The sequence below is a fragment of the Streptococcus sp. HMSC072G04 genome, assembly GCF_001813295.1.
Taxonomy (GTDB): domain Bacteria; phylum Bacillota; class Bacilli; order Lactobacillales; family Streptococcaceae; genus Streptococcus.
In genome coordinates this window covers 209645-236368 of the sequence record NZ_KV812016.1, presented here as the reverse complement: position 1 = coordinate 236368, position 26724 = coordinate 209645, and the positions used below count along the sequence as shown (strand labels likewise).

The following is a 26724-nucleotide window of genomic DNA, read 5'->3' as shown; positions in this document are numbered from 1 at the left end:
CAAACCAAGTCGGTCGTCATCAAAATCTTGCGTCGGGAAAAACGGTCTGAGATCACGCCACCAAATGGATTGACTAGAATGGAGGTGACAAGTTCAGAAATTTGATAAATCCCCAACACTGTCTTTCCTACCGTCCCCATCGAGGCCAGCCAGACACTGTTCCCATAGTCATAGAGCATATTTCCCATTCTATTGATCGCCCCGCGAGCAATTAATTGGACTGCATGTCGATTCATAAAAAAACCTCCTTCATTTTCTGAAACTATTGTATCAGTTCATGAAAGAGGTTTTCATTTTGTCCCCTATTTGGGAAAATTAATATTTTGAAAATTTATCAAAGGATCCCTACTGTTCTTTTGATTGAAGCTGCTTAGCTACTAGCTGAGCCAAGAGTGAAAAGAGAATAACTCCAGCTCCAATCAAGAGAAATGATTCCATGCGGACACTTGGCAACCAAGTCATCAACCCTTTGGCGATGGGCATAAAGAGAACAGCCAAAGTATAAATTGTGCTCAAGACTCTACCTAGATAATCATCTTCAACCTTGGTTTGTACTTCGGTAAAAACGTGGATGTCGAAAATGGTCACAAAAAATTCACAGACCAGATTACCCGAAAAAGAAAGATAAGGTGGAAGAGGCAAACCCATCATAAACACTCCTATCCCTGCCATGATCAGTAAAAACAGGAGAATTTTCATACTTGATTTCATTTTATTGGCAACAAGCGCTCCTAGAATAGATCCAATAGCTCCCAGCGTTAAAATGGTCGCATAAGCTCCTTTAACCCCGTATAGACGATTCGAGAAGGGAAGTAAAAACTCAAAAGCTGCAAAAAAGAAATTGACGCTAGAAGCCACCAACAAGAGAAAGAAAATCTCTTTCTGATGCCAGATATAGTCTAACCCATCCTTGATATCAGAAAAAATATCTTTCCCGGTAAACTCTTTCCTTTCTTGAACCTTAGCTTCTTCTTTCGGAAGGAAAGCCACTAGGACGAAAGCAATGAAAAAGGTCAGTGCATCTAATAAGAGGGTCATATGAAGACTGGCAAATTGTAGAACTAGGAAAGAAAAAACAGGTGAACAGACACTAACAACCTGTAAGACTAACTCCAAGTGAGCGTTATAGGTCACAATCTCTTCTTTCTCTACCACCTCGGTAATAATGGCCTTATTGGCAGGTCGAGAAAAACCAAAAGCAATGGCCTGAACAATATTGGCAAAAATAAGAGCCGCAATCATCAAGCTATCATTTGTGATAAAAGAAATCGCCAAACAAAGGAGCCCACAAACCAAGTCGGTCGTCATCAAAATCTTGCGACGAGAAAAACGGTCTGAAACCACTCCTCCAAAAGGATTCACGAGAATCCCTGTCACTAACTCAGAAATCTGATAGATCCCTAATACCGTCTTTCCTATAGTCCCCATCGAGGCCAGCCAGACACTATTCCCATAATCATAGAGCATATTTCCAATTTTGTTAATAGCTCCACGACTAATTAATTGGACCGCATGTCGGTTCATAAAATCTCCTTTATCACTGTCCTATTTAGAACATTCATTTTTTACAAATTTATCAAAGTGTTCTTGATAATAGGCCACCTGCTCTGGCAGTCCCAGTACATCAAAAATATGCATGGCTTCCTGCATTTGCTGCCGCCCTTTTTCTGTTTGCCCCTTCTGATAGAGGGCAAATCCCTTGAGATAATGAAAGACATTGCGTTCGTAGAGCTTGATACCCTTGCCGATAATCTTTTCTACATAAGCTTCAAAATAGCTAGCATTTTCAAAAGAACGGTGTTCTAAACAATGCTGGTAGCAATTCAGAGCCAGAATCAAGACCAGTTTGCGATGGCGACCAATTTCTTTGTAGAAATCTTCACGCTCCATCACTTCTCTACCAAGCCGTGTGACATAGTCCACCTCATAAAAGCTGTAGAGATTGCCAAAGAGGATCAACTCATACATGGTCCACTCTTCCGTTTGAAAGAGATAATCCGCCACCTTATCCAGATCACGCTGCTTCATCGTGAAGCTGGCATCTCTCTGGCAAATCAGGCCTTGTAGCAGGATCCAGTTCAGCTCAAAATAGAGGGGATTGGTCGAACTCTTTGCTTTTTCAAGTTCCTCTTCTTGAAGCTTTTGAAAACCTGCAATATCATTTGAATAGTAAAGTGGAATAATCTGAGCCATTAAGGCGACATGCTCATGGTGTTGAAAATTCCTGGCCTTATCCATAAAATTCTCAATTGTCACATGGATATTGTCCAAAATGTCAAAGAAGCGCGAAGCAGCCAGATCCGACTCCCCCAATTCAAAACGGGATAACTGGGAGGTCGAGCAAGCTTCTCCTGCAGCTTCTTTCAATGAATAATTTTTACTAATTCGAAATTCACGAAAAACTTTTCCAAGATCTTCCATCTATTCCACCTGCTCTGACAGTTCTGCCCACTCTTCCATGACCGCTTCCTGCTGGACAGTTAGTTGATCCAGCTCGCTTTGGAGTTGAACCAAGTCAGCTGCATCGTTGGTGCTATGCATAGTTTCGGTGATGTCTTGGATTTTTTGATCCAGCTCTTCCATCTCTGCTTCCAATTGCTCAATGCGACGGGTGATTTTACGGAGTTCCTTCTGGTTTTGTTTCTGCAAGTGATAATCATTGCTGGTGCCTTCTTCGGTCGAAGAAACAGGCACAGCTTCTGCTTGTGCTGCAGCAAGGGCCTCTAACTCTGCTTTCTTCTCCAGATAATAATCGTAGTCTCCCAGATAAAGAGTTGAGCCCTCTTCTGAGAGTTCCAAGACTTGTGTAGCCACCCGATTGATAAAGTAACGGTCGTGGCTGACAAAGAGCAGGGTCCCGTCAAAGTCAATCAAGGCATTTTCTAGCACTTCCTTGCTATCGATATCCAAGTGGTTGGTCGGCTCGTCGAGAATCAAAAAATTGTTATTTTCCATGGACAGCTTGGCTAGAAGCAAGCGGGCCCGCTCTCCACCCGACAGCATGCCGACGGTTTTCTTGACATCATCCCCAGAGAAAAGAAAGGCTCCTAGGCGATTGCGAATTTCTACTTCTGGCGTCAGTTTAAAGTCATTCCAGAGCTCATCCAAGACACTGTTGTGAGGCGTTAGTTTACTTTGGGTCTGGTCATAGTAGCCCACCTCGACATTTGCCCCAAAACGGGCTTCACCCTTGATAAAAGGAATTTGTCCGACAATAGACTTGATTAAGGTCGATTTCCCGATCCCATTTGGTCCCACAATAGCGACTGCATTCATCTTGCGGATATCCAAATTAATAGGCTCTGAGAGGATTTGATCGTCATAGCCGACGGCTGCCTCTTCTACTGTCAGGACGACATTTCCCGAAGTCTTATCAGCATGGAAGGTCATATGGGCAGACTTGGTCCCAGCTTCAGGCTTGTCTAGGCGCTCCATTTTTTCCAACTGCTTGCGCCGAGACTGAGCCCGCTTGGTAGTCGAAGCCCGCACCAAATTGCGATTAACAAAGTCTTCCAGCGCCGCGATTTCTTTTTGTTGCTTCTCGTAGTTCTTGGCTTCGGTCAGCAGTTTTTGCTCCTTTTGCTCCACAAAACTCGAGTAATTACCGACATAGCGGTCCAAGGAATGCTTGGTCAAATCCAAGGTAATGGTTGCGACCTTATCTAGGAAATACCGGTCGTGGCTGACAATAAGAAGGGCTCCACTATAGTTGACCAGATAGTTTTCCAACCAGGCGATGGTCTCAATATCCAAGTGGTTGGTCGGCTCGTCCAGTACCAAGAGATTTGGTTTTTCCAAGAGCATCTTGGCCAGAGCTAGACGGGTATTTTGCCCTCCTGATAACTCTTCAATCTTCATCTGCCACATGGACTCATCGAACTTAAAGCCGTTGAGAATCGCGCGGATATCTGCTTCATAGGTGAAGCCACCTGCCTGACGGAATTCTTCCGAGAGACGGTCATAGTCCTGCATGAGTTTTTCTAAGTCAGCCCCAGTTTTTTCCCCCATCTCAAGCTCCATCTGCCGCAAAGTTTTCTCCGTTTTACGGAGGTCGTCAAAGACATGGAGCATCTCATCGTAGATGGTATTGGACGACTCAAAGCGGCTATCCTGGGCCAGATAGGAGAGGGAAAGGTCGCGCTTTTTATTGATTTCCCCAGAAGTTGGTTCTTCTTCTCCCACCAAGATTTTTAAGAGCGTAGACTTGCCGGCTCCGTTCTTTCCAACCAGGGCAATCCGGTCTCGTTCATCCACTTGCAGGCTGATATTATCAAAAAGAACCTCCCCTGCAAAAGAGCGTTCAATTTTGTTGGCTTGTAAAATAATCATGTCCCTATTTTACTATCTTTTTACGGATTAAACAAGGAAAGACGAGCCATCAAAAAATCCTGAGCCCCTTGAGGCTCAGAACTTTTAGAAAGTATTTTAAAACTTATTCTTCCTTGTATAATTGTCGGACTGCTTCCACATCTGTATCCTGAATACTGTAGAAGGAGCCAGCTGGTTGCATGACCGATTCTCCATCAGTGTGGTCCAGCCCAATGGCATGGCCTAGCTCATGCTCAGCTGTATTGACAATCCGATCATAACTATAGTTATAGACATAATTTAAAAGATAATGGCGATTGAGACGCACTGTGATGTGGGTGAAGCGGTTGGTTAATAGGTTGGTCTGAGAGGCAGTCTCTCCTGCTGCAGAAACCGATGCGTTATCCATTTCCGTCAAGACCACATTAGCCTCTTTTTCATTTGTAACCAGCTTGAAGGTAAAGGTGCCTGTTTGGTTCCAAGCCTCAATAGCATCCCGATAAGCTTTTACAAAAGTTTGACTGATATTAGGATCCAGGTAGACCGTGGCCTCCGCTTTTTCCCAGCGAGCACCGCTATGCTCATGATTGTCCGTCTGCGTGGTCTGTGAGCTAGACGTCATCCCAAAGCGCGATGCAAAACCCTGATCTCCAAATAAATTGCCGACTTGATAGACAACCTTTTGGGCAGCTCGTCCAAACCCATCCATACCAGAACTAGGAGAATCTGTGAAATAGATGATCCCCACTAGGACGAGAAAACTGATGGCAATGGTCCAGAAAAATCCCCAAAAGAGACTCCAAGCCATGCGAAGGATTCCTCTGAAAAATCGAAAGATGGTTCTCATACATTCTCCTTTCTCTTAAAGAAGGTATGCAATTGTAACACCCCATTCTTAAAAATAACTTAAATAGCCATGCTTTCCAGCTTATTGATGAACGGTTACTTTGCCTGTCCGATAATCCAGGCTAATCCCACTTTGAACATTAGGAACAAAAACATTGAACTCAAGGGTCCCATCACTTGATTTGGCTTCGATCTGAGAACCTAATGGAATCAAATCTTTCGGCTGGTTGTAGATCAAGGTCACCCGATAGCGGATCCGCTTGTTCTTATCCAGTGCTTTTCGAACCAGGGTCTCGTAGTAGTTTTGACCGGTGGAATGAGGGTCATTGGCTTGATTGGACCAAGCCGTTTGCACAGCGATATTTTTGGGATTGCTCGTCGAAGCATCAAAACCTTTGAGATTACCGATCAAGGCGTAGCCCAATAGGTGGCCCCGATCCACAGCATGGTCATACTCACCGGATAGATTGTGGACCTGATTCCAACCTGCTGGTTTCCAATCGGTTAGGCCACTACCTGTTGCATCTCGATCTCTGTACTGGCGAGTCGCTTTGGTCATGATGGCATTGGCAACCGTAGGCACAGTCTTTCCATTGACTTCTTTTGTCTTGTTATCCGCATAGGGTTGACTAGCCACACTGGCATCCAGATCTGTTCGATTTCCCTTAACTACAAAGGCTCCAGCACCATTCCATTCCAAGTCATTTCCTAATTGTGAACGAGCAGATTTCGTTAGTACAGAGCTAGCTAACTCTTTACTAGGTGTTTCTTGTTGGCTACTAGTCACCACCGAAACAACCTGATCTGTCGCTTCTTTTACCGTCGGTTGATTGAAATAATAGCCCCCAATAGCTAGGGCCGTTGCCACCACAAAACCTGCTAGGGTTTGTTTGGTTCGTTTGCTTACTGTTTGTTTTGCCATACATCTCTCCAAAAAAGAGCAGCGCTAGATGGGTCACTGACTCGATTCGCTGCTCTCCTTTTTACTCAATTTTAGTTAAAAGCTTATTTGCCTGTTAGTTTTCCAATGATCTCTGACCAAGTGTCCGGAGAGAGAATGGACCATGGATTTTTTCCATCTCCAATCACTCCATAACCAATGACCAAACCAACTGCAAAAATGATGATTCCAATCACAGCCAACAGGAGGACAATTCCTAGCTGTTTTCCAACATAGCGAAGATTAGTTTTCATCGTCTTCTTCCTCTACACGTTTCACGTCTGCACCTAGTGCCACCAATTTCTCATGGAATTGATAATAACCACGATCTAAGTGACTTAATTTGCTGACTTTCGTCTCTCCTTCTGCTACCAAGCCCATCAAGACCAAGGTTGCACTTGCTCGTAAATCTGTCGACATGACCTCTGCACCTTGGAAGCTTTCCCCTCCAACGATACGAGCTGTATCCCGCATAATATCCGAGTGAACGCCCATCCGACGCATTTCTTCCAAATGCTGGAAGCGATTCTCAAAGACCGTTTCAATCATGGTAGACTCACCTTTAGCCATGGCCATCAAGGCTGTGAATTGAGCCTGCATATCGGTTGGGAATCCTGGGTAGGGAAGAGTTTTAACGGTCACTGGACGGAGCTTACTGATATCCGACTGAATCCGAATGCCATTTTCTTCTTCGGTTACCGTTACACCCATCTCCTGCATCTTAGATAGAAGCGGACGGTTGTGTTCCCAAATGGCATCTTCGATCAAGACATCTCCACCAGTCATGGCTGCCCCAATCATAAAGGTTCCGGCCTCGATGCGGTCTTGCACAACATTGTGGTTTGCCCCATGCAAGCTCTCCACACCAACAATGGTCAAGGTCTCAGTTCCTGCCCCCTTAACATTAGCCCCCATTTTATTCAGCAAGAGTGCTAGGTCAACAATTTCAGGTTCCCGAGCTGCATTTTCAATCACAGTAACTCCATCTGCCAAGGTTGCCGCCATCATAATATTTTGTGTCGCCCCTACTGATGGAAAGTCCATATAGATGTGTGCTCCCTTGAGACGATCTGCTTTTGCTTCAATATAGCCGGCTGTTTGGGTAATTTCAGCTCCCATAGCTTCCAGACCTTTCAGGTGGAGGTCAATCGGACGACTACCGATCGTACAGCCTCCAGGCATGGAAACTTTGGCATGGCCATTGCGTGCCAAGACAGGACCTAGGACAACGATAGAAGCACGCATCTTGCTCACATACTTATAAGGTGCTTCCTCTGATAATTTTGCTTGCGCATCTACGACAACCGTATTGTCTTCTTCATTGAAGGTTACTTGTGCATTCAACCCACGAACAACATTGTTCATTGTAAAGACATCTGATAAAACAGGTACATTTTTCAAGGTTGTCACGCCCTCGCTTGCTAGAACGGTTGCAGCAAGAAGAGGAAGGACAGCATTTTTTGCTCCTTCGATTTTGACGGTTCCAACCAGTCGATTATGACCACCATTAACGATTATTTTTTCCATACGGGATTGTTCTCCAATTTCTTAAAGTCACGCTTTCTATCATACCATATTTTTTATAAAATGTGGCTAGAATTGGCCAATAAAAATCTGCCGACTCATCTCATAGACACTGATAAAAAATGAGCTGGCTAGATAGCCTATTCCGACGCTGATCATCAAGATCAAAAAACGGATTTTAACCGCATTTTCAGCACTTACTTTTAAAAACTTTTCCCATTGAACCAGGTTCAACAATAGGTAATAGGCAAAAAAGATAAACAATAGATGGCTTGAAAGATTAAAAATCATTTGAATCATACAGCTATTATACCATATTTGTTCCTTACTTTCTTCTTTTGCTTCTCGCCCAACAAAAATAAGGTGAGGACAAAACCTCCACCTTATTTGAATATCTTATAAACGATTTCCGACATTAATCCGGTTAATGGCGCGTTGAAGAGCAATTTTAGCACGACGTTCCATATCAACCGAATGCTGATCTTTGGCTTCTTCAATCGCTTTTTCAGCTCGCAGTTTGGCACGTTCTGCACGACTAATGTCGATATCTCGAGCACGTTCGGCAGAATCGGCAACAATGGTAATGACATTATCAGCTACTTCGATAATCCCACCATTGACTGCAATCCAATCAATATGTTTGTCATCGTCGACACGACGAACCTTTACTTGGTCTACAGCCAAAACCGCAATGGTATTGATATGATGAGGTAAAATCCCTAATTCACCATCAATTGTCTTGACAGATACAAATGCGGCATGATGATCATAAACCAGTCCATCCGGTGTAACGATTTGGACGTTCATTTGACTCATCTTTCACCTCTTCTTAGAATCCCATTTTTTCAGCTTTGGCGATCACATCTTCGATCGATCCAACACCACGGAAGGCATCTTCAGGAAGATGGTCATATTTCCCATCCAAAATTTCTTTAAAGCCACGAACAGTTTCTCCAACTGGGACATAAGAACCAGGTTGACCTGTAAATTGTTCCGCAACGTTGAAGTTTTGTGACAAGAAGAATTGGATCCGGCGAGCACGAGCAACCAAGGTCTTTTCTTCGTCAGACAATTCATCCATCCCCAAGATAGCAATGATATCTTGCAATTCATGGTAACGTTGAAGGACGCGTTTGACTTCAGAAGCGACTGCATAGTGTTCTTCTCCTACAATTTCTGGAGAAAGGGCACGTGAGCTTGATGCCAATGGATCCACCGCAGGGTAGATCCCCAATTGTACCAATTTACGTTCCAAGTTGGTGGTTGAATCCAAGTGAGCAAAAGCGGTTGCTGGCGCTGGGTCTGTATAGTCATCGGCTGGCACATAGATGGCTTGGATGGATGTAACAGAACCTTTCTTCGTTGACGTAATCCGTTCTTGCAATTGACCCATTTCAGTTGCCAAAGTAGGTTGGTAACCAACGGCTGATGGCATCCGTCCCAAAAGGGCTGATACTTCAGATCCGGCTTGGGTGAAACGGAAGATATTGTCGATAAACAAGAGAACGTCCTGACCTTCGACATCACGGAAGTATTCCGCAATGGTTAAACCAGTCAAGGCAACACGCATCCGTGCTCCAGGTGGCTCATTCATTTGTCCAAAGACCATGGCTGTTTTTTCAATAACGCCAGATTCTTTCATTTCCCAGTAAAGGTCATTCCCTTCACGTGTCCGTTCCCCAACACCGGTAAATACAGAAATACCACCGTGTTCTTGGGCAATATTATGGATTAATTCTTGAATCAAGACGGTCTTCCCAACTCCGGCACCACCGAAGAGTCCGACCTTCCCACCTTTCAAATAAGGGGCTAAGAGGTCAATAACCTTGATCCCTGTTTCAAGAATTTCTTCTGAAGTAGAGAGCTCGTCAAAGGATGGAGCTTTTTTGTGGATGGAGTCACGAGGAGCATCCTCAGGAAAAGGTTGATCCAAGTCAATGGTATCTCCAAGAACATTGAAGACACGTCCCAAGGTTTCTTTTCCGACAGGAACAGAGATTGGACGACCAGTGTCCAAGACTTCCATTCCACGTGTTAAACCATCAGTTGATTCCATGGCAATGGTCCGTACGACCCCATCACCAAGTTCCAAAGCTACTTCAAGAACGACTTTTGATTTTTGTTGGTCATTTTTATAGACTACAAGCGCATTATTGATCTCAGGAAGTTTATCTCCAACGGAAAAGGCAACGTCTACGACGGGACCTACGACCTGAGAAATTTTGCCTAAACTCATGTCATTCTCCTATTCTAAGTAATTTCTACTGCTCAAAAGTTCTCTTTCGAGCATCTGTTTTTGTATATAAAATTGTATCCGACAACTATTCAAGGGCGCTAGCACCAGCAACGATTTCAGTAATTTCTTGTGTAATCGCTGCTTGACGAGCACGGTTGTATTGAATCGTTAATTCATCAATGACTTTCTTGGCATTGTCTGTTGCAGTTTGCATGGCCATCATCCCAGCAGCATTTTCAGCTGTTTTAGCATCAATAATGGCACCATAGATCATGCTTTCAGCAAATTGAGGAAGCAATTGATCCAAAATGGCATCTCGACTAGATTCCAATTCTAGATTCAATACATAGTCCTCATCCGCTTCATTTGGGTCCAAATCAATAATTGGAAGCATTTGTTCCACCCGCATTTGACTCGTCAAACTGTTGACGTGGTGGTTGTAACAGACGTACAACTCATCAAACAAGCCTTCCTGATACATTTGGACTGTTTTCGAAATGATCTTGCGAACTTCCTTAAAGCTAGGATGATCAGGCAAACCACGCAATTCATAAACCGGCTGAATCCCACGGGCACGGAAGAAATCCGCACCGACGCTTCCAATACAGATCACTTCAAAGTCATCTCCAGTTGGATGGTATTCTGCCTTCATTTCCATCATGGTTTTAAGGATGGAGGCATTGTAACCTCCAACCAAACCACGATCGGATGTAATCACGATATAAGCTGTCTTTTTTACCGGGCGACTCACCAACATCGGATGGGACTTGGTATTTTCTGTTTCATGTCCATGGAGCAAGTCTGTTAAGAGCTTACGAACCTTAGCAGCATAAACCTGAAAATCCTTGGCTGCCTGCTCAGATTTACCAAGTTTGGCAGCGGACACCATCTGCATGGCATTGGTGATTTGACTGGTGTTTTTTGTGGATGCAATTTTATTTTTAATATCATTTAATGAAACTGCCATCTTCCACTCCTATTTCTATTTGAAATTTGACTGGTTGACAAATTCAGTAAGGGCTGCATCCAGTTCTTCTTCTGCTGGAAGATCATGTGTCGAACGAATCGTCTCAAAGATTTGATGATAATGTGCTTCAAAGTAATCAAACAACTCTTCTTGGAAACGAAGAATGTCGTCTACTGGAACACTATCTAAGAAACCATGAGTCAAGGCATACAAGATCACGACTTGTTTTTCAACTGTCAATGGTTCATGAACAGGTTGTTTCAAGACTTCCACTGTCCGACGACCACGGTTCAATTTCGCTTGAGTGGCCGCATCCAAATCACTACCAAATTTCGTGAAGGCTTCCAACTCACGGTAGGAAGCGAGGTCGATACGAAGGGTACCAGCAACCTTCTTCATAGCCTTGATTTGAGCAGATCCACCAACCCGGGAAACAGAAGATCCGGCATCAATGGCTGGACGAATACCGGCATTAAACAAACTATCTTGCAAGAAGATTTGTCCGTCTGTGATCGAAATCACATTGGTTGCGATATAAGCGGAGATGTCCCCTGCTTGGGTTTCAATGATTGGAAGAGCTGTAATAGAACCCCCACCCAATTCATCCGAAACTTTCGCAGAACGTTCCAACAAACGGCTGTGGAGATAGAAGACATCCCCTGGGAAGGCTTCACGTCCTGGTGGACGACGAAGAAGAAGGGACAATTCACGGTAAGCTACGGCTTGTTTTGACAAATCATCATAGACGATCAAAACATGTTTACCGTTATACATGAACTCTTCTGCCATGGCAACCCCAGCATAAGGTGCCAAATAAAGCAATGGAGACGGTTGAGAAGCCGAAGCGGTTACCACAATCGTATAATCCATAGCTCCGTATTTACGGAGAGTTTCTACTTGCGTACGAACTGTTGATTCTTTTTGACCAATCGCCACATAGATACAGATCATGTCTTGACCCTTTTGGTTCAAAATGGTATCGATGGCAATCGAAGTTTTCCCTGTTTGACGGTCCCCGATAATCAATTCCCGTTGACCACGTCCGATTGGAACAAGGGCATCAATGGCTTTCAAACCAGTTTGTAGGGGTTCTGAGACAGATTTCCGTTGCATAACACCAGGAGCTGGTGTTTCGACTGGACGGAATTTATCTGTCACAATCTCACCCAAACCATCTACTGGTTGGCCAAGTGGGTTGACAACCCGACCAATCAAGGCATCCCCTGCAGGGACTTCCATGATTTTACCTGTACGACGGACAGAGTCTCCTTCACGAATATCCGTAAAATCACCCAAGATGATGATCCCGACATCCGTTGTCTCTAAGTTTTGGGCCATCCCGTATGAGCCATTTTCAAAGATCAACAACTCACCACTCATGGCATTTTCAAGACCATGAGCACGGGCAATCCCGTCACCAATGTAGGTTACAACACCTGTCTCAGTGACGTCAAAGTTTGGCTTGAAATTTTCAATTTGTTGCTTAATTAAAGCGCTGATTTCTTGTGCGTTAATCGCCAAAATTCACACCACTTTCTATTTCAATTTAGATTTTATAACTTGCAATTGGTGTTTGAGACTGGTATCCAACGTTTTATGATTGGCTGTCACGACAAAGCCACCAATTAAATCTGGATCGATCTTTTGTTGGATCGAGCGAACTTGAATCCCAAATTTTCTTTCGATAATGGGGATTAGCTTTTGCTCTTGAACAGGATCCAAACCAGCAACCGTCGTAACAGTGACGACAAAAGCGTTGCTCAACAGTTGAATCTGATCCAAACAAATCGTTACAATGTCATAAAATAAGGCTTCACGATGATTGAGAATAACCACTTCAATCAAATGGTCGAGTAATTGTGAATCCGAGGGTTGAAAAAGTCTGAGACTTTTTGCTTTCTCTTCATCCTCTACACCGATATGAGCTAAGAAGTTAGCAAGTCCAGTCTCTTCAAAAATACCCTTGATTTGGGTCAATTTTTCAAAGACTAGGTCTTGTTCTCCTTTTTCAAAGACCAATTGAACAAAAGGCTGGGTATATTTCTCAATCACCATCAGTTGCTTTTTGTCCATTAGGCTTCTCCTAATTCATCAAGATAGCGATCGATCAGTTGGCGTTGACCTTCAGCATCCAGCTGTTGGCTCAACAATTTGCTGGCAAGATTGACAGTGAGATCTGCCACATCACCTTTGATACTGTTCAATGCTTCTTCTTTGTTATGCGCAATTTCTTGTTGCACTTTTTCTTTCAAACGTACTGCTTCTTGAGTGGCTTCTGAAAGGATCTGAGATTTATTCTTTTCTGCAGTTTCCTTTGCATTTTCGACGATAGACGCAGCTTCTTTGCGGCTACCTGCCAACTCTTCTTCACGTTTACTTGCTAGTTCCTCAGCTTTTTGACGAGCTGATTCTGCTCCATCAATATCATCTGTAATCTTTTTGGCACGCGCTTCTAAAATTCCATTGATATTGTTCCATGCAAATTTCTTTATTAAAAAGATTAATAATAGGAAGGAACCAGCAATGAGAATAAAGTTACCAATAATTTCACTCATTGATACATGCATTCTTCTACTCCTCCTCTACTTACTCTTCACCATTAATTTTCTTACCAATATAAATTGATGACAACATGGTAAACACATAGGCTTGGATACATGAAATGAAAATCGAAAACGCTGTCCACGCCATGCTTCCAATAAAGGCAAATGGATACCAATAAACAGCTTGATGCGACAAAGTCACAAGCAAGCTTGCTAGTACCTCACCCGCAAAGATATTTCCGAAGATCCGAAGTGCCAAGGAGGCAAAGTTCGTTAATTCTTCCAAAATATTCATGGGGGTCATAAATCCGGGTGTCACAAAAGCCTTTAAATATTCCTTCACACCACGTCTGCGAATTCCTTCTACATGGGCGATTAAGGTGATCAAAAATGAAAAGGCAAAGTCATAACCCAGGTTAGCGGTTGGTGATGTCCACAAATTGTAACCATTGGTCGTTTCGATTTTAGCCATCAATCCAATGTTATTGGCTACTAAAAGAAAGAGGAAAAGAACAAACAAGAACAAGGAATAGTCCTTTATGTAATGTTCCCCAATATTTCCTTTTGTAAAGCCTACGACAAAGTCATATGCGTATTCCAGCACATTTTGTTTGCCTTTTGGTCGGATCGACATTTTTCGACTGGCCCAATAAATGAAGCCAAAAACGGCGAAAACAGAAATCAGGGTCATAGCAAGTAGGGTCAAATTAAAAGATACAGGTCCAAGAGTAATCGTTGGATTGATACTTTCTTCCAAGGTTTGACACCTCCTTTTCTAAAATAGAAGCGTCTATTTGATAATAAAGGCCATAACCAAGGTTACGAAGAAAGTACCTTCGACAAAGGCAACACCAAGAATCAAGAGGCTACGCAATTGACCGATAATTTCTGGTTGACGAGACGCAGATTTCAATAAGCTACTCATCATCAAACCTTCTGCCAGTGATACACCAAAACAGGCTAAACAAAGACCTAAAAATGTTAAATTCATGATGAATTCTCCTTTTATAAATTTTACCTCCTTAGTTTACTCCTAAAAGATATAATAGTCAAATATTTCCTATAAAAGTAAGCGTTTTAGTGAAATTACGTTATTTTTTTAATATGATAATTTTTCCTATCTACGATTGATTTCTTTTAATTTTTAGACGCTTTGTCCACCTCTATTCATTTTTTCTTCTAAAAAACTCTCACCTGCTCAGCAGATGAGAGAATTCGATTATTTAAAGATAGACGTTTTGAAACTGTCTGTTTGTTGCAGTAATTTCTTAAAGATTTTTTCTTTCAAGGCAAGGGTATTGTCAAATTTGACAGAACCATTCTTCAAACTGGCCTGATCTTTTTCAACCGCAGTTGCAAAGGCTTGTTTTAAGTCCTCATAAGAGCTATAAGTAGTCCCATCCACTTCAATAGCCTGAAGTCCATTTTTGGCACTGGTTACCACTTCATTGAAGTAGGATTTCTTCCAGTCTTCAAGGGTACTGAATTTCCCATCAGAAATCTTTTGAATGATGTAATCATCCCCTAGAGTCGCATGACCTGCTTGTTTGGATTCTTGTTTATACTTGTTTGAAGCATAGCCTAAGAAGCCTTTTTCATAGCCATAGTAACCCCAGAGTCTGAAGGTATTGTGTTTGAAGGACATGGCTCCAGGAGCCCCTTCACTGGTGTTTCCACCATAGATCCCTGTCATCATCGGTACCGTCACATAGGCGGAGCCAAAGTCAGATGGATTATAGACTCCATTTCCAGGACTACGATTGGTCATGAAGTTGTTGGTGATGAGATCATCTACTGAATGTAAGGTGATCGCTTTTTCCTCATCGCTCAAAGGACGTACCTTATCAAATTGATTCTTGGTGTTAGCCCCTCGGTATTGTTTATCAACCTTCTTGAACCATGCATTGTTCAAGTCTTGACTGCCTTTGTTGAGGACAGCTTCTCCTTCTAGGTAATCCAGAAGCATGAGGGTGTCGTTATAGCCTTTCATATACCGATCAATTTCGTCACGTGACTTCAAATCATTTGGATTGGTATTGTACCATTGGTTTCCATCATTTGGACGTTCATAGGCCATGTTGATACCTAAGGCCTTGTATTCCCCATTTGGATTGGATACGGATGGCGTTTGTAACATGCCTTGGGCAAAGGCTTCGATATCAGTTCCTTCGCGATGTCTCCAACCACCTAAATAAACCATACGGTCATTGACGTGCGTCGTTTCATGCGTGAAGGCAGAGACCCCAAAGTCACTGATCATATCGGTCACCATGAAGAAGACAGAATCGTCTTTATATGGATTTCCGTAAATTCGCGCCACTGCTCCCATCCGCCAATCTGTCGCATGGTAACGATCGGTTGGACCATACAATTCACGGATTGGAGCCACATCTTTACCACTGTTGGTGTGGCCATAACGGTCTGTACTAATACCCTTGTAGTTTTGGTTATCAAGGACAGGGGTCGGCACCATATTATTGCTCTTCAAGAGTTGATTGCGAACCTTATCTGTTGCTAGACGTGACCAGAAATCGAGATAATTTTGTTGTCCTTTCGCCACCTTATCAATTTCGGCTTTGAAGGCATTGCGTTCCGCTTCGGTGTTCTTACCATATTTCTCGAAGGAACTATAGGCCATGGTGTTGTAAGTTGAAATCAAGAACATATGGGCATCTTTTAAGTTCAAGAGTGGCAAAATCATTTTACCGTGAACATCATTGTTTAAGCCCTCATAGGCTCTATGCTTAGCAGATGCGAAAGCTGGATTGGTCGTCTCAGGCTCCACAATATAGACATTGTCTTTGGTTGCTTTGATGAACCAATCATTCAAGTCTGTATCAGTTGTAAAGAGGTCCATATTGTACTTCAGGAAGTTATTTAGGTTGCTAGAAAGAGTAGACTTCGCAACGACTTCTCGGAAGGCATCATGGGTACGAGTTCCTTTGATGTAGTCTTCTTTTGAACCAATTTCAATCAAACGGTCTAAGACATCAACATTCTTCCCATAGAAGTCTGGCTTGAACAACATGAGCTGCTTAAGATTGACATCATCGAACTTCACTCCGTAATAGCGATTGAGGTAAGAAAGCCCTAAAAGAACGGCCGCCTTGTTGTCATCAACTTTCTTGATAAGGGCACGTTTAGCAGCCTCATCTGTGTTTAATTGATGGTCTTGGTTTTCAACCAGTTGTTTGACAAAGTGAGTCAGATTATCCTTGACTTCTTGGAAACTTTCTTCGAGGTAAAGGTTCTTAATGGCATTGACTTTGTTAGGTCCTGTTCGACCTAAGTGAGTGTAGATTGGATCTGATTGCAATTCTACAGGACTTAATTTCTCTACGATGGCACTGATGAGATCGCTACGGTCCTTGTCCACCATATTTGGCGTGTAGACCACTTCACCGAGCTCCGCCACACTGTACTCTTTGACTTGTTTGACTTTAGAATCTTTCGGCGTCATGCTAAAGATATCTTTTGTCTTATCCGCATAATGGATCAGGATGTGATCAGCATCAGCTAGTTCAGTGACAAAATCATTGCCCTTCATAGCGGTCACAGATAAAACTTCCTTGGCCAAGAGAGGACTCGTTGCAGCCAGTTTATTCCCTTGGTCGACAATCCATTCTTTGTTGTAGAAAGGTTGCAATTTAGCAATATTGCGGTAAGCTAGCTCACGAGTCGCATCGTAACCAGTGATGGCCTTGTATTGATCGTCCTTGTTAACAAGGTGATTGAGCGTATCTTCAATCGGTTTGCTGCTGGTGAATTTATCAGCAGTGATTCCCATTGCTTCGATTTTCTGCTCAGCTTCTGCCAGCGAGATGCTTGGGATTTTACGGGAGTTGTTAAAGGATTTCTTCCCTTCACTCACGCCTTCCATGCTGTAATTGCGCTTGGTTCTTGAATAGGTGAAGTAATCATCAGCGTCAATATCTGAGTGTCCAAAGACCATCTCACCTGTTTTAACTTTCATCATGGTGATGTTGTCTTCAATAACACCCAAGGCCCAGTTGGTCCCCAGTAACCCACCAGATTGAACCGCTTCTTTCAGTTCAATTGAACCTTTAGCAACTGAATTTCTGAGAACCCCTTCTTTACCGACCGTGTGGTTATTTCCACCATTTTGAGAGGAATAAACGAGACCTGCCGCTTTGGCTTTGTTCCCAGTGATTTCAGCGTCAACGTAAGCTTTTTCAACGACACCTTTCCAGTTCTCACCAACAACACCCGCTAGATAGCCACCTTTGTTCCCAGCAGCGTGCAGTTTCCCGATAAAGGCGACATTACTTACTTTCCCACTGCCATCAATTTTATTGACGATCCCTGCTACGTCATTGTTCCCAACAACACTTCCTGTTACTTTAACGTTCTCAACAGTTGCATTGTTTTTGATGACACCTGCGATTGGGGCTACTCGATCTGTCCCAGGTAGGTCAATATTGACATTTTCAAGCAAGAGATTCTTAACCGAGCCACCTTCGATGTTCCCAAACAATGGTCTTGTAATGTTATGGATGGCAAATGTATTCCCATCCGTACTTTCCAAAATTCCCTTGAAAGCATTGGTCACATAGGATTTCCCTGCTGGCTGGACATTAGCCGCATTCATATTGCTACCCAGTTTAAAGGTTCCAGTCGGATTGGCTTGCATGGCTTTTACAAGTTCGTTGAAATTGTAGTAGACATCACCTTCATGAGCTTTTGGTTTCGCAATATAGTGGACATAGTTCTCATTGAACTGGTTGTCCCCAGTCCGTTGGACCAAATCTGGAGCTTTGGCTGTTACTTTGTAGAGGGTCGCGCCATCTACCGTCACTTCTTCGATTTTATCAACGGCTAGTTTCGTGACCTTATTATCATGGGTGGTAACTTTTAAGTAGTATGGCTTCACATCAGACGGTGTTTCAGACAAGAGGCTGCTATCGGTCTCAAGACCTTGGTCATCCACGCTAATCAGACTGGTTTCCTTGATGTTTTTGATTTCAACTTTTTTAAGATCAATTCTCAGTGGTTCTTCCTTGAGAACTTCTTCTTCATCCCCATTTCCACGGTCATACACCATGGTCGTTGCGAGCGTATAATCCTTGTAGTAGTCCAAGTCCGCTAAAGCAGCTGCCAAGTCTGTCTCTGAAAGGGTCAGGGTTTTCACCACTTGATCACCCTTCTTCAATACAGCCTGGATGGACTTGATGGTCACACCGTCTGGTTTGTCCAAACGATAGGTAGCTTTAGCACTGCGCTTCAACACTTCCTGATCAAGATTGGTCAAGGTCAAGGTTGGCTTGTCTAATTCCTTTGTCCCTTGTTGAATGATCTGATCTTGCGCTTGTTCTACCACTTCTTCGGAAATTGTAGGAGCATCCGTTGTTTTGACACCTTTAATGGTCTTGTAGACCTTGGTGATTTTCTTCTTCCCATTTTTACCGGCTTGAGAAACCCTTTCAGTTCCTTTTAGCAAGGTGGCATCTTGTTCGGTTACCGTCTTAAATGGAATTTCTTCAAAAGCAACTTCCTCTTTTTGGCCTTCAATCGCCTTAGTCCCACGACTAATTTTTTCTGTCACAGGAGCTTTGACCGTTTCAGTGGTCGTACTGAGAGGCTCTCCAATCTTCTCACCATTGACCGTCTTATAAACACGACGAATCTCCTGGCTACCAGCCTCTCCTTTTTGAAGGAGGCTTTCTTCATCGGTGTAACGATTGGCGTCCGTTACATACTCTGTTTCATATGGAAGGATTACCGTTTCTGTCTCGGTTACCGTCCCTTCCGTAACTTGATAGGTTGGATTCTCCGGTTGAACGGGGGCTTCGCCAACATGGCCTTCTTCCTGTGTCCCTTTGGCTTCCACCATACCTGTATAGGTTGGGTTCTCCGGTTGAATAGAGGCTTCGCCGACATGGCCTTCTTCCTGTGTTCCCTTGGATTCTACTACACCTGTATAGGTTGGTTTCTCCGGTTGAACAGGAGCTTCGCCGACATGGCCTTCTTCCTGTGTTCCCTTAGCTTCCACCACACCTGTATAGGCTGGGTTCTCTGGTTGAACAGGAGCTTCGCCGATATGGCCTTCTTCCTGTGTTCCTTTATCTTCCACCACACCTGTATAGGTTGGCTTCTCCGGTTGAACAGGAGCTTCACCGACATGACCTTCTTCTTGTGTCCCCTTAGCCGTTACAACTGGAGAAGGATTGGGTTGAGGGGTTGGTTGGGCATCTTCTTTTGTCCCAACAGCAAGAATTTGTGAAACTGGTTCTTTAGTGACCTTGCTTTCAACGACTCTGCGAACTTCTTGTCCATCTACCACACTCACTTCTGTCAATAGGGTCCACTCCCCATTTTGACCAGCAGTCAGCACCTTGGTTTGCCCTTTAGGTAATGTAGGATCAGCTTGTTTGACAGTTTCAAATGGCACAGGCTCAGTAGAGACTTCCAGGCTTGGTTTTTCAACTTGAGGAAAGGCTGGAGAGACTTCTGGGGTCACACGAGCTTGTGCTTCCACTTGTGGAATCCCTGTGCTTGTTTTGATCGTCCCTTCTACAGAAGATTTCGTTTCCTGCATAGCTTTTGGCTCTTGTAAGCTCGTCTTTTGGATTAACGGATAGCGCAGATAGCCAACATAGTCATAGCCGTCAATTTGAATCACTCCATTTGCAAGATCTTTGCTCGATACGATCGCAAGATCCTGATTATAAGCGCGCAAGACTTGATTTTGTAGGGCTACGACTTCAACTGGAAGTAGAAGACTTTGCCCCATAGCTCCAATCAAAAGGACACCCATAACCTTCTTCCGGTGCTTTTTAGAGAGTAAGAGGACCGCAAAGGAAGCTGTGGCTAGACTTAGGCCAAATAGGGCGACTTCCTGACTTCCTGTTTGAGGAAGAACCGACTGAGTTGCTTCCTTCTTCTTATAGACGAGATAGAAAGTATCTTCATTTTGATATGCTTCAGGGATTGCATGAATCACCTGTGCCTTTTCTTCAGCAGTCAGCTCTTCTTCTGTCACATAACCTAAGTGCACATGAGCAGGTAGAGTCACCTGATCTGCTTGAACAGGACGAGCTCCTAACAGGCTTCCTCCTAATAAAAAGGCTCCAATGGCAACCGGACCAACACCGACAGATAATTTTCGAATCGAATATTTGGTCATTTTTTCAAACGTTTGTTTCGCTTTTTTCATCCTAAAATTCCTATATAGTAATATTTAACCCTCGAGCAGGGATCTGATTGTTTCTAGAGAGGCTGAGACCCTTTCCAGAAATAAGAACCTTCCCGAGATTTTTTACCTTCACCTATCTTATCTTTTTTCTTCTATTTTAGCAAGCACAAAAACTCAAAAAAATAAACCGTTTTCTTTATTGGAAGAAAGCAAACCAAAAAACGCCTCGAAAGGCGTTTGTATCATAGATCTATTTATAAGGATTGGTACAAATCATCGTATCGTTGACTAGCCGTATCCCATGAGAAGTCACGCGTCATAGCTTGCTCTTGGAGACCATACCAAGCCTGTTTGTTATTGTAGTAGACAGCCAAGGCTTCATCAACTGCCCAGTTAAACCAATAGCCAGACAAATTATTGAAGCTAAAGCCTGTTCCACTTCCATCAACAACATTAAACGGTTGAACCGTATCACGAAGTCCGCCGACTTCATGTACTAAAGGAAGGGTTCCATAGCGCATGGCCATCATTTGAGAAAGGCCACATGGTTCAAAGCGGCTTGGCATCAAGAAGACATCCGACGCGGCATAGATTTCTTGGGCCAATTGAACATCAAAGGTGATGTTGGCTGAAAGTTTGTCTGGGTAGGCTTGACCAAACCAAGCAAAGGCATTTTCAAATCCAGGATCTCCTGTACCGAGCAAGACAATCTGAATATCCTTTTGCAATAGTTGATGCAACTCTTCTACCACAACATCAAAACCTTTTTGACGTGTCAAACGAGAGACGATTCCAAACAAAGGTACATCATCGCGAACAGGCAGACCGACACGTTCTTGAAGAGCACGTTTGCTAGCTGCTTTACCTGAAAGATCTGAGAGACTGAAGTGATACGTCAAGAGTGGATCCGTTTCAGGATTATACAGATCCGCATCAATCCCGTTTACAATTCCGGTCACCTTGCCAGACTCCATCCGAAGGATCTGATCCAAACCACAACCATATTCAGCAGTCATAATCTCATGCGCATAGCTTGGAGATACAGTTGTCACACGGTCAGCATATAGAATGCCGGCTTTCATCCAGTTCAGGCAATCATTCCACCGAAGCGTTCCATCTGCATAGCGCTCAAATCCAACTCCGAAAAGATCCCACAACATTCCTGGGTCAAACTGACCTTGAAATTCCAAATTATGGATGGTCAATACTGTTTTAATTCCATGATAAGCTTGAATCCAACGGTATTTTTCCTTCAGCAAGAAAGGAATCATAGCCGTATGATAATCATGGGCATGAAGAACATCTGGAATGAAGTCAACCCGTTCCATCGTTTCTAAAGCCGCGAGCTGGAAGAAGGCAAAACGTTCCCCATCATCGAAGTCACCATAGACATGACCTCTAAAGAAATAGTGTTGGTTATCAATAAAGTAAAAGGTGACTCCATCACGTACAATCCGTTTCACACCAACATATTGACTTCTCCAGCCAACCTTGGTCTCAAAATGCAAAACATCTTCGATTTGATCTCCAAACTTGGCCTCTACCATATCATAGTAAGGGAGGATCACGCGCACGTCATGACCACTTTTCGCTAAGGATTTAGGAAGAGCGCCAATAACGTCTCCCAATCCACCTGTTTTAGAAAATGGTGCACCTTCAGCTGCAACAAATAATAGTTTCATTAGACAATATCCTCTGTAACAATCGTTCCTTTTTTAACCACGACAGGTGCTTCTTCTGTCCCACGAATCGTCACACCAGCAGCCACTTCGACACCCTTATCCAGGATAGCATGTTCAACGATTGCATTTTCACGAACCACCACACCAGGGAAGAGAAGACTACTGCGGACTTCTGAACCTTCATGGAGATATACCCGACGAGAAACAACAGAGCGTTCAACGGTTCCTTCTACAATACTACCCGAAGCAAATTGAGAGGTTTTAATATTTGAAGTCTTGGAATAATAAGTTGGTTCTTCATTCTTCACTTTCGTATACACCTTTTGATTTGGTGAAAAGAGCTTCATGAATTTTTGATTTTCCAACATATCCAAGTTTGCATGGTAGTAGGATTCCACTGAATGAATATTGGCAAGGTAGCCTGTATATTCAAAGGCAAAAGCATTGTATTCCACTGCCAAATCACGCAAGATATAGCGCAATTTTTGTGGGTATTCTTTCTTGGCTTCTTCTTCAATTTTTTCAATCAACCAAGGAGTGTCCACAATAAAGACATCTGTTGACATGTTGTAGACTTCGTCAGGATCCTTGCCATCAAAAAGTCTTTGCTCTGTAACATGGTCTGTTTCATCAATTTTCAAGACAGCATTGACTTCAGAGATATTTTGAAGATGCAACTTTTTGTAAACAACTGTAATCGGACGGTCAACGCTATTATGCAAGTGGAAAACTTGATTGAGGTCAATATTCATCAAAACATCACAGTTTAAAGCAACTGTTTGGTTGGAACCAGACCGTTTCAAATAGGTCAATAATTGTTGGTAGTATTCTGGCCCTACCGTTGTATTTTCAACTGGAGTATTATAGATTCCGAGGTAATAGTGGCTCAATAAAGTAGACAAGCCCCACTCACGACCTGAACGAATATGGTCAAAGACCGAACTAATATTTTCTTGTTGGAAAATCCCAAAAACACTACGAATACCAGCATTCGCAAGACTAGACAACGGGAAGTCAATCAAGCGGTATTTCCCATCAAACGGTAGGGAGGCTACCGGACGATGGCTGGTCAAAGTGGACATATCATGATACCCAACTGTATTTCCTAAAATGGCTGAATATTTATCAATCTTCATCTGTTGCTACCCCCACTTTTTCATTGTAACCGACAACTTGTACTTCCTCTGTTCCATCAATCACGACACCTTCTGCAATGATTGCACCTTCTCCGATAATCGCGCGTTTCACGACAGCTCCTTTACCGATAATGGCATTGCTCATCACGACAGCATCTTCAACAACTGCTCCTTCACGAACTTGAGCTTCTGTTGATAAGATGGAGTGTTTGACTGTACCGTCTACCGAACAACCGTCGACGACAAGAGAATCTTCGATGTGACCATGTTCTCCAAAGAAGTTTGGTGGTGAAATAAGGTTGCGTGAATAGATTTTCCAGTGACGATCGCGACTATCCAAGGCATTATTTGGATCGATATATTCCATATTGGCTTCCCAAAGAGACTCAATCGTACCAACGTCTTTCCAATAACCATTGAATTCATAAGCATAAACACTTTCGCCTGATTCTAGATACGTTGGAATGACATTTTTACCGAAGTCTGACATATCGATATCACTCTTTTCAGCAGCAACCAACATATTGCGCAGACGAGCCCAGTCAAAGATGTAAATCCCCATTGAAGCCTTAGTTGATTTTGGTTCAGCTGGTTTTTCTTCAAATTCGACAATCCGATTATTGGCATCTGTATTCATGATTCCAAAACGGCTTGCTTCCTTCAAAGGTACATCTAGGACTGCAACGGTCAAACTTGCGTTATTATCCTTGTGCGCTTGAAGCATGTCATCGTAATCCATCTTGTAAATGTGGTCCCCAGATAGAATCAAGACATATTCCGGATTGATGCTATCGATATAGTCGATGTTTTGAAGAATAGCATGGCTAGTTCCTTCAAACCAACGATTTCCTTCACTAGCTGAATAAGGTTGGAGAATAGACACACCCGTATTGATTCCATCTAAACCCCAGCTGGAACCATTCCCAATATGGCTGTTAAGGGCAAGTGGTTGATACTGTGTAATCACACCAACATTGTGAATTCCTGAGTTGGCACAGTTTGAGAGAGCAAAATCGATAATCCGATAGCGCCCACCAAATTGAACCGCAGGTTTCGCGATGTTTTTGGTTAATTTTCCAAGACGTGTTCCTTGCCCACCGGCAAGAATTAAAGCGAGCATTTCATTCTTCATTGACTACTTCCTCTTTTTAAAGCTTGGACTCCCTTAGAGTCAACCGATCATCATTTTTTATCTGATGTTTTAGATTTCGTTTTGCGAACCTTCCGTTTCACCTTCCAAATGCTAGCTCCTAAAGCCGGCAAAGTAAAGGTCAAAGTTTGTTCATAATCCTTCCACAGTCCATCTTGAGACTGAACTGTCGGATTGTGCTCTTTCCAGACACCTCCCCATTCTTCTAATTCTGTATTCCAAATTTCTTCATAGACCGCTGATATAGGCACACCAATCGTAAAGTCCTTGCGTTCTACTGGTGCCATATTAAAGACGCACACCAAAAGATCACCCTTACGATTTTTCCGGATCATAGACAAGACGCTCTGATCCCGGTTATCTGCATCAATAATCTCTAAGCCATCAAAGCTATCATCAATCTCCCACAATTCCTTGTGTTCTTTGTAGAAATGATTGAGCTGAGAAGTGAAACGACGCATCTTAGCATTCATTTCATCCTCTAGATTGCCCCATTCCAATTGCTCTTCTGACTTCCATTCCAAAAATTGACCAAATTCTGAACCCATAAAGAGTAATTTCTTACCTGGATGGCAAATCTGATAGGTCAAGAGGTTACGGAGTCCAGCAAATTGATTGTAACGATCTCCCCACATCTTATGCATCAAACTCTTCTTACCATGCACCACTTCATCATGTGAAAATGGTAGTAAGAAGTTTTCAGAAAATGCATACATGAAACTAAAGGTTACCAGGTTAAAGTCAAATTTCCGGTAGATGGGATCTTCTTCGTAGAATCGAAGGATATCATTCATCCACCCCATATTCCATTTATAGTCAAAGCCAAGTCCACCTTCTTCTTCAGGACCCGTGATCTTTTGACCAGCAGAACTTTCTTCTGCAATCATCATGACATCTGGGTGTTCGTTCTTGATAATCGCATTCAAACGTCTAAGGAAATGAACGCCTTCGTAGTTGAGGTTTCCACCATCAATATTTGGTGTCCATGGACCACTATCGTAGTCAAGATAGAGCATATTGCTCACAGCATCGACCCGAATCCCATCTAAATGATAGGTATCAATCCAAAACTTCAAACTAGAAATCAAGAATGACTGGACTTGATTCTTCCCTAAATCGAAGTTCAAGGCTCCCCATCCGTAGTTATGGGCACGATGTTCATCCTGGTATTCAAAGGTTGGTGTTCCATCATAATAAGCCAAGGCATCATCATTGATAATGAAATGTCCTGGTACCCAATCCACGATCACTCCGATATTGTTGAGGTGGCATTCTTCCACGAAGTCTTGAAACTCTTCTGGGCTACCATAAGTCTGCTCGAGTGCAAAATATCCCATGAGCTGATAGCCCCAACTCAAGCCCAATGGATGGGCCATCACTGGCATAAATTCCACGTGGGTGTAGTTCATCTCTACCAGATACGGAATGAGTTCATCTTTTAGTTGTTTGAAGGTGTAGGAACTGTGATCCTCATTTCGTTTCCAAGATCCTGCATGAACCTCGTAAATATTAACAGGTCGTTCCTTAAAACCAAGTTTTTTACGGCGTGCTCTCCAGAGACCATCTTTCCAGTTTTTCTCTGGAATGGTCTTAATAATAGATCCTGTATTGGGTCTCTTTTCCATCCATAACGCTAGAGGATCGATTTTTTGCACCTGATGACCATTTTGTCGAGTCACCAAATACTTGTATATATCTCCCTCTTTTGCATCGGAACAGAAGACTTCCCAGACGCCTCCTTCATTACGAACCATTGGAATTTTACGAGCTTCCCAATCAGTGAAATCACCAATCAGATCCACCGCCTGAGCATTGGGAGCCCAAACACGGAAGGTAAAGCCTTCTTGTTCTCCCCTTGTTTCCTTGTGAGCTCCTAAGTACTCTTGAAGATGGAAATTATCCCCTCTTCCAAATGTCCATAAGTCTGTGCTTCTATCCATATACTCACCTCTTTATTTTTTGAAAGCGTTTTCTAGTTGTTTTTATTTTACTATAAAATCACTTAATTTTCAAGTTGATTCCTGTAAAATCATGTAAATTTATCAGGAAAAGTTTTTCCATTTTCTTTCCCGAACCTTTTACTTCATTCCTTCGCTTTCCTCCTAATCTTACTTACGATTATACTATATATACGAGGAAAATTAAACAAAAACCGAACATTTAAATCACTATTTTTATTACTAACTAGTTTATTACGAATAAAATGAACATTTTTATGTACAATGTAAAAAAAGACTAA

Annotated in this window: 21 protein-coding genes and 1 pseudogene; all 22 read right to left on the bottom strand. The window is 42.9% G+C overall.

The genetic code is table 11. The features are described from left to right. Positions 1-236: pseudogene (locus tag HMPREF2904_RS03785) on the bottom strand (MFS transporter); the annotation flags it as partial. A gap of 109 nt (positions 237-345) precedes the next feature. Beyond that, the gene (locus tag HMPREF2904_RS03780) at positions 346-1524 is read right to left on the bottom strand and encodes an MFS transporter (RefSeq protein ID WP_070660203.1); all 1179 of its coding nucleotides are present in this window, start codon (positions 1522-1524) and stop codon (positions 346-348) included. A 21-nt stretch (positions 1525-1545) separates the two neighbouring features. Then, a complete protein-coding gene (locus HMPREF2904_RS03775; RefSeq protein ID WP_070660200.1) occupies positions 1546-2421 on the bottom strand; it encodes an XRE/MutR family transcriptional regulator in 876 nt (291 codons plus the stop codon). Next, positions 2422-4329, bottom strand: coding sequence for an ABC-F family ATP-binding cassette domain-containing protein (locus tag HMPREF2904_RS03770; protein ID WP_070660196.1), 1908 nt, complete (start codon positions 4327-4329; stop codon positions 2422-2424). A gap of 103 nt (positions 4330-4432) precedes the next feature. Further along, positions 4433-5155: a M57 family metalloprotease gene (locus tag HMPREF2904_RS03765; protein WP_070660193.1), complete on the bottom strand. Its 723-nt coding sequence runs from the start codon at positions 5153-5155 to the stop codon at positions 4433-4435. A gap of 81 nt (positions 5156-5236) precedes the next feature. Beyond that, positions 5237-6076, bottom strand: coding sequence for a DNA/RNA non-specific endonuclease (locus HMPREF2904_RS03760; protein WP_070660190.1), 840 nt, complete (start codon positions 6074-6076; stop codon positions 5237-5239). Positions 6077-6159: 83 nt separating this feature from the next. Next, positions 6160-6348 carry a DNA-directed RNA polymerase subunit beta gene (locus HMPREF2904_RS03755; RefSeq protein ID WP_003006464.1) on the bottom strand — a complete coding sequence of 63 codons (189 nt, stop codon included), beginning with the start codon at positions 6346-6348 and terminating at the stop codon, positions 6160-6162. Beyond that, the gene (gene murA, locus HMPREF2904_RS03750; protein ID WP_049474821.1) at positions 6338-7621 is read right to left on the bottom strand and encodes a UDP-N-acetylglucosamine 1-carboxyvinyltransferase; all 1284 of its coding nucleotides are present in this window, start codon (positions 7619-7621) and stop codon (positions 6338-6340) included. Before murA ends, HMPREF2904_RS03755 begins: the two co-directional genes overlap by 11 nt. 66 nt (positions 7622-7687) lie before the next feature. After that, complete coding sequence (locus HMPREF2904_RS03745; RefSeq protein ID WP_009732557.1) at positions 7688-7918, bottom strand: DUF1146 family protein; 231 nt, start codon at positions 7916-7918, stop codon at positions 7688-7690. Between the two features lie 96 nt (positions 7919-8014). Then, positions 8015-8434 carry a F0F1 ATP synthase subunit epsilon gene (locus HMPREF2904_RS03740; protein ID WP_003002471.1) on the bottom strand — a complete coding sequence of 140 codons (420 nt, stop codon included), beginning with the start codon at positions 8432-8434 and terminating at the stop codon, positions 8015-8017. A 13-nt stretch (positions 8435-8447) separates the two neighbouring features. Beyond that, positions 8448-9854, bottom strand: coding sequence for a F0F1 ATP synthase subunit beta (gene atpD, locus HMPREF2904_RS03735; RefSeq protein WP_003011794.1), 1407 nt, complete (start codon positions 9852-9854; stop codon positions 8448-8450). An 85-nt stretch (positions 9855-9939) separates the two neighbouring features. After that, a complete protein-coding gene (locus tag HMPREF2904_RS03730; RefSeq protein ID WP_009732556.1) occupies positions 9940-10821 on the bottom strand; it encodes a F0F1 ATP synthase subunit gamma in 882 nt (293 codons plus the stop codon). Positions 10822-10836: 15 nt separating this feature from the next. Next, a complete protein-coding gene (gene atpA, locus HMPREF2904_RS03725) occupies positions 10837-12342 on the bottom strand; it encodes a F0F1 ATP synthase subunit alpha (protein WP_009732555.1) in 1506 nt (501 codons plus the stop codon). Between the two features lie 15 nt (positions 12343-12357). Beyond that, complete coding sequence (locus HMPREF2904_RS03720; protein WP_024055549.1) at positions 12358-12894, bottom strand: F0F1 ATP synthase subunit delta; 537 nt, start codon at positions 12892-12894, stop codon at positions 12358-12360. Continuing rightward, positions 12894-13388 carry a F0F1 ATP synthase subunit B gene (gene atpF, locus HMPREF2904_RS03715; protein WP_070660188.1) on the bottom strand — a complete coding sequence of 165 codons (495 nt, stop codon included), beginning with the start codon at positions 13386-13388 and terminating at the stop codon, positions 12894-12896. Before atpF ends, HMPREF2904_RS03720 begins: the two co-directional genes overlap by 1 nt. Positions 13389-13407: 19 nt before the next feature. Beyond that, positions 13408-14121: a F0F1 ATP synthase subunit A gene (gene atpB, locus HMPREF2904_RS03710; RefSeq protein WP_024055550.1), complete on the bottom strand. Its 714-nt coding sequence runs from the start codon at positions 14119-14121 to the stop codon at positions 13408-13410. A 33-nt stretch (positions 14122-14154) separates the two neighbouring features. Then, positions 14155-14355 (bottom strand): F0F1 ATP synthase subunit C, encoded by a 201-nt coding sequence (locus tag HMPREF2904_RS03705; protein ID WP_003006433.1) that lies wholly within the window; start codon positions 14353-14355, stop codon positions 14155-14157. Between the two features lie 228 nt (positions 14356-14583). After that, on the bottom strand, positions 14584-20538 hold the full coding sequence (locus HMPREF2904_RS03700) for a ZmpA/ZmpB/ZmpC family metallo-endopeptidase (RefSeq protein ID WP_070660186.1): 5955 nt from the start codon (positions 20536-20538) through the stop codon (positions 14584-14586). Positions 20539-20771: 233 nt separating this feature from the next. Continuing rightward, entirely contained in the window at positions 20772-22199 is a 1428-nt protein-coding gene (gene glgA, locus HMPREF2904_RS03695; RefSeq protein WP_049472154.1) for a glycogen synthase GlgA, read from the bottom strand. Continuing rightward, positions 22199-23335, bottom strand: coding sequence for a glucose-1-phosphate adenylyltransferase subunit GlgD (glgD, locus tag HMPREF2904_RS03690; RefSeq protein ID WP_049472153.1), 1137 nt, complete (start codon positions 23333-23335; stop codon positions 22199-22201). Before glgD ends, glgA begins: the two co-directional genes overlap by 1 nt. Continuing rightward, positions 23325-24467 carry a glucose-1-phosphate adenylyltransferase gene (locus tag HMPREF2904_RS03685; protein ID WP_003002477.1) on the bottom strand — a complete coding sequence of 381 codons (1143 nt, stop codon included), beginning with the start codon at positions 24465-24467 and terminating at the stop codon, positions 23325-23327. Before HMPREF2904_RS03685 ends, glgD begins: the two co-directional genes overlap by 11 nt. 50 nt (positions 24468-24517) lie before the next feature. Continuing rightward, entirely contained in the window at positions 24518-26425 is a 1908-nt protein-coding gene (gene glgB / locus HMPREF2904_RS03680; protein WP_070660183.1) for a 1,4-alpha-glucan branching protein GlgB, read from the bottom strand. Positions 26426-26724 lie beyond the last annotated feature (299 nt).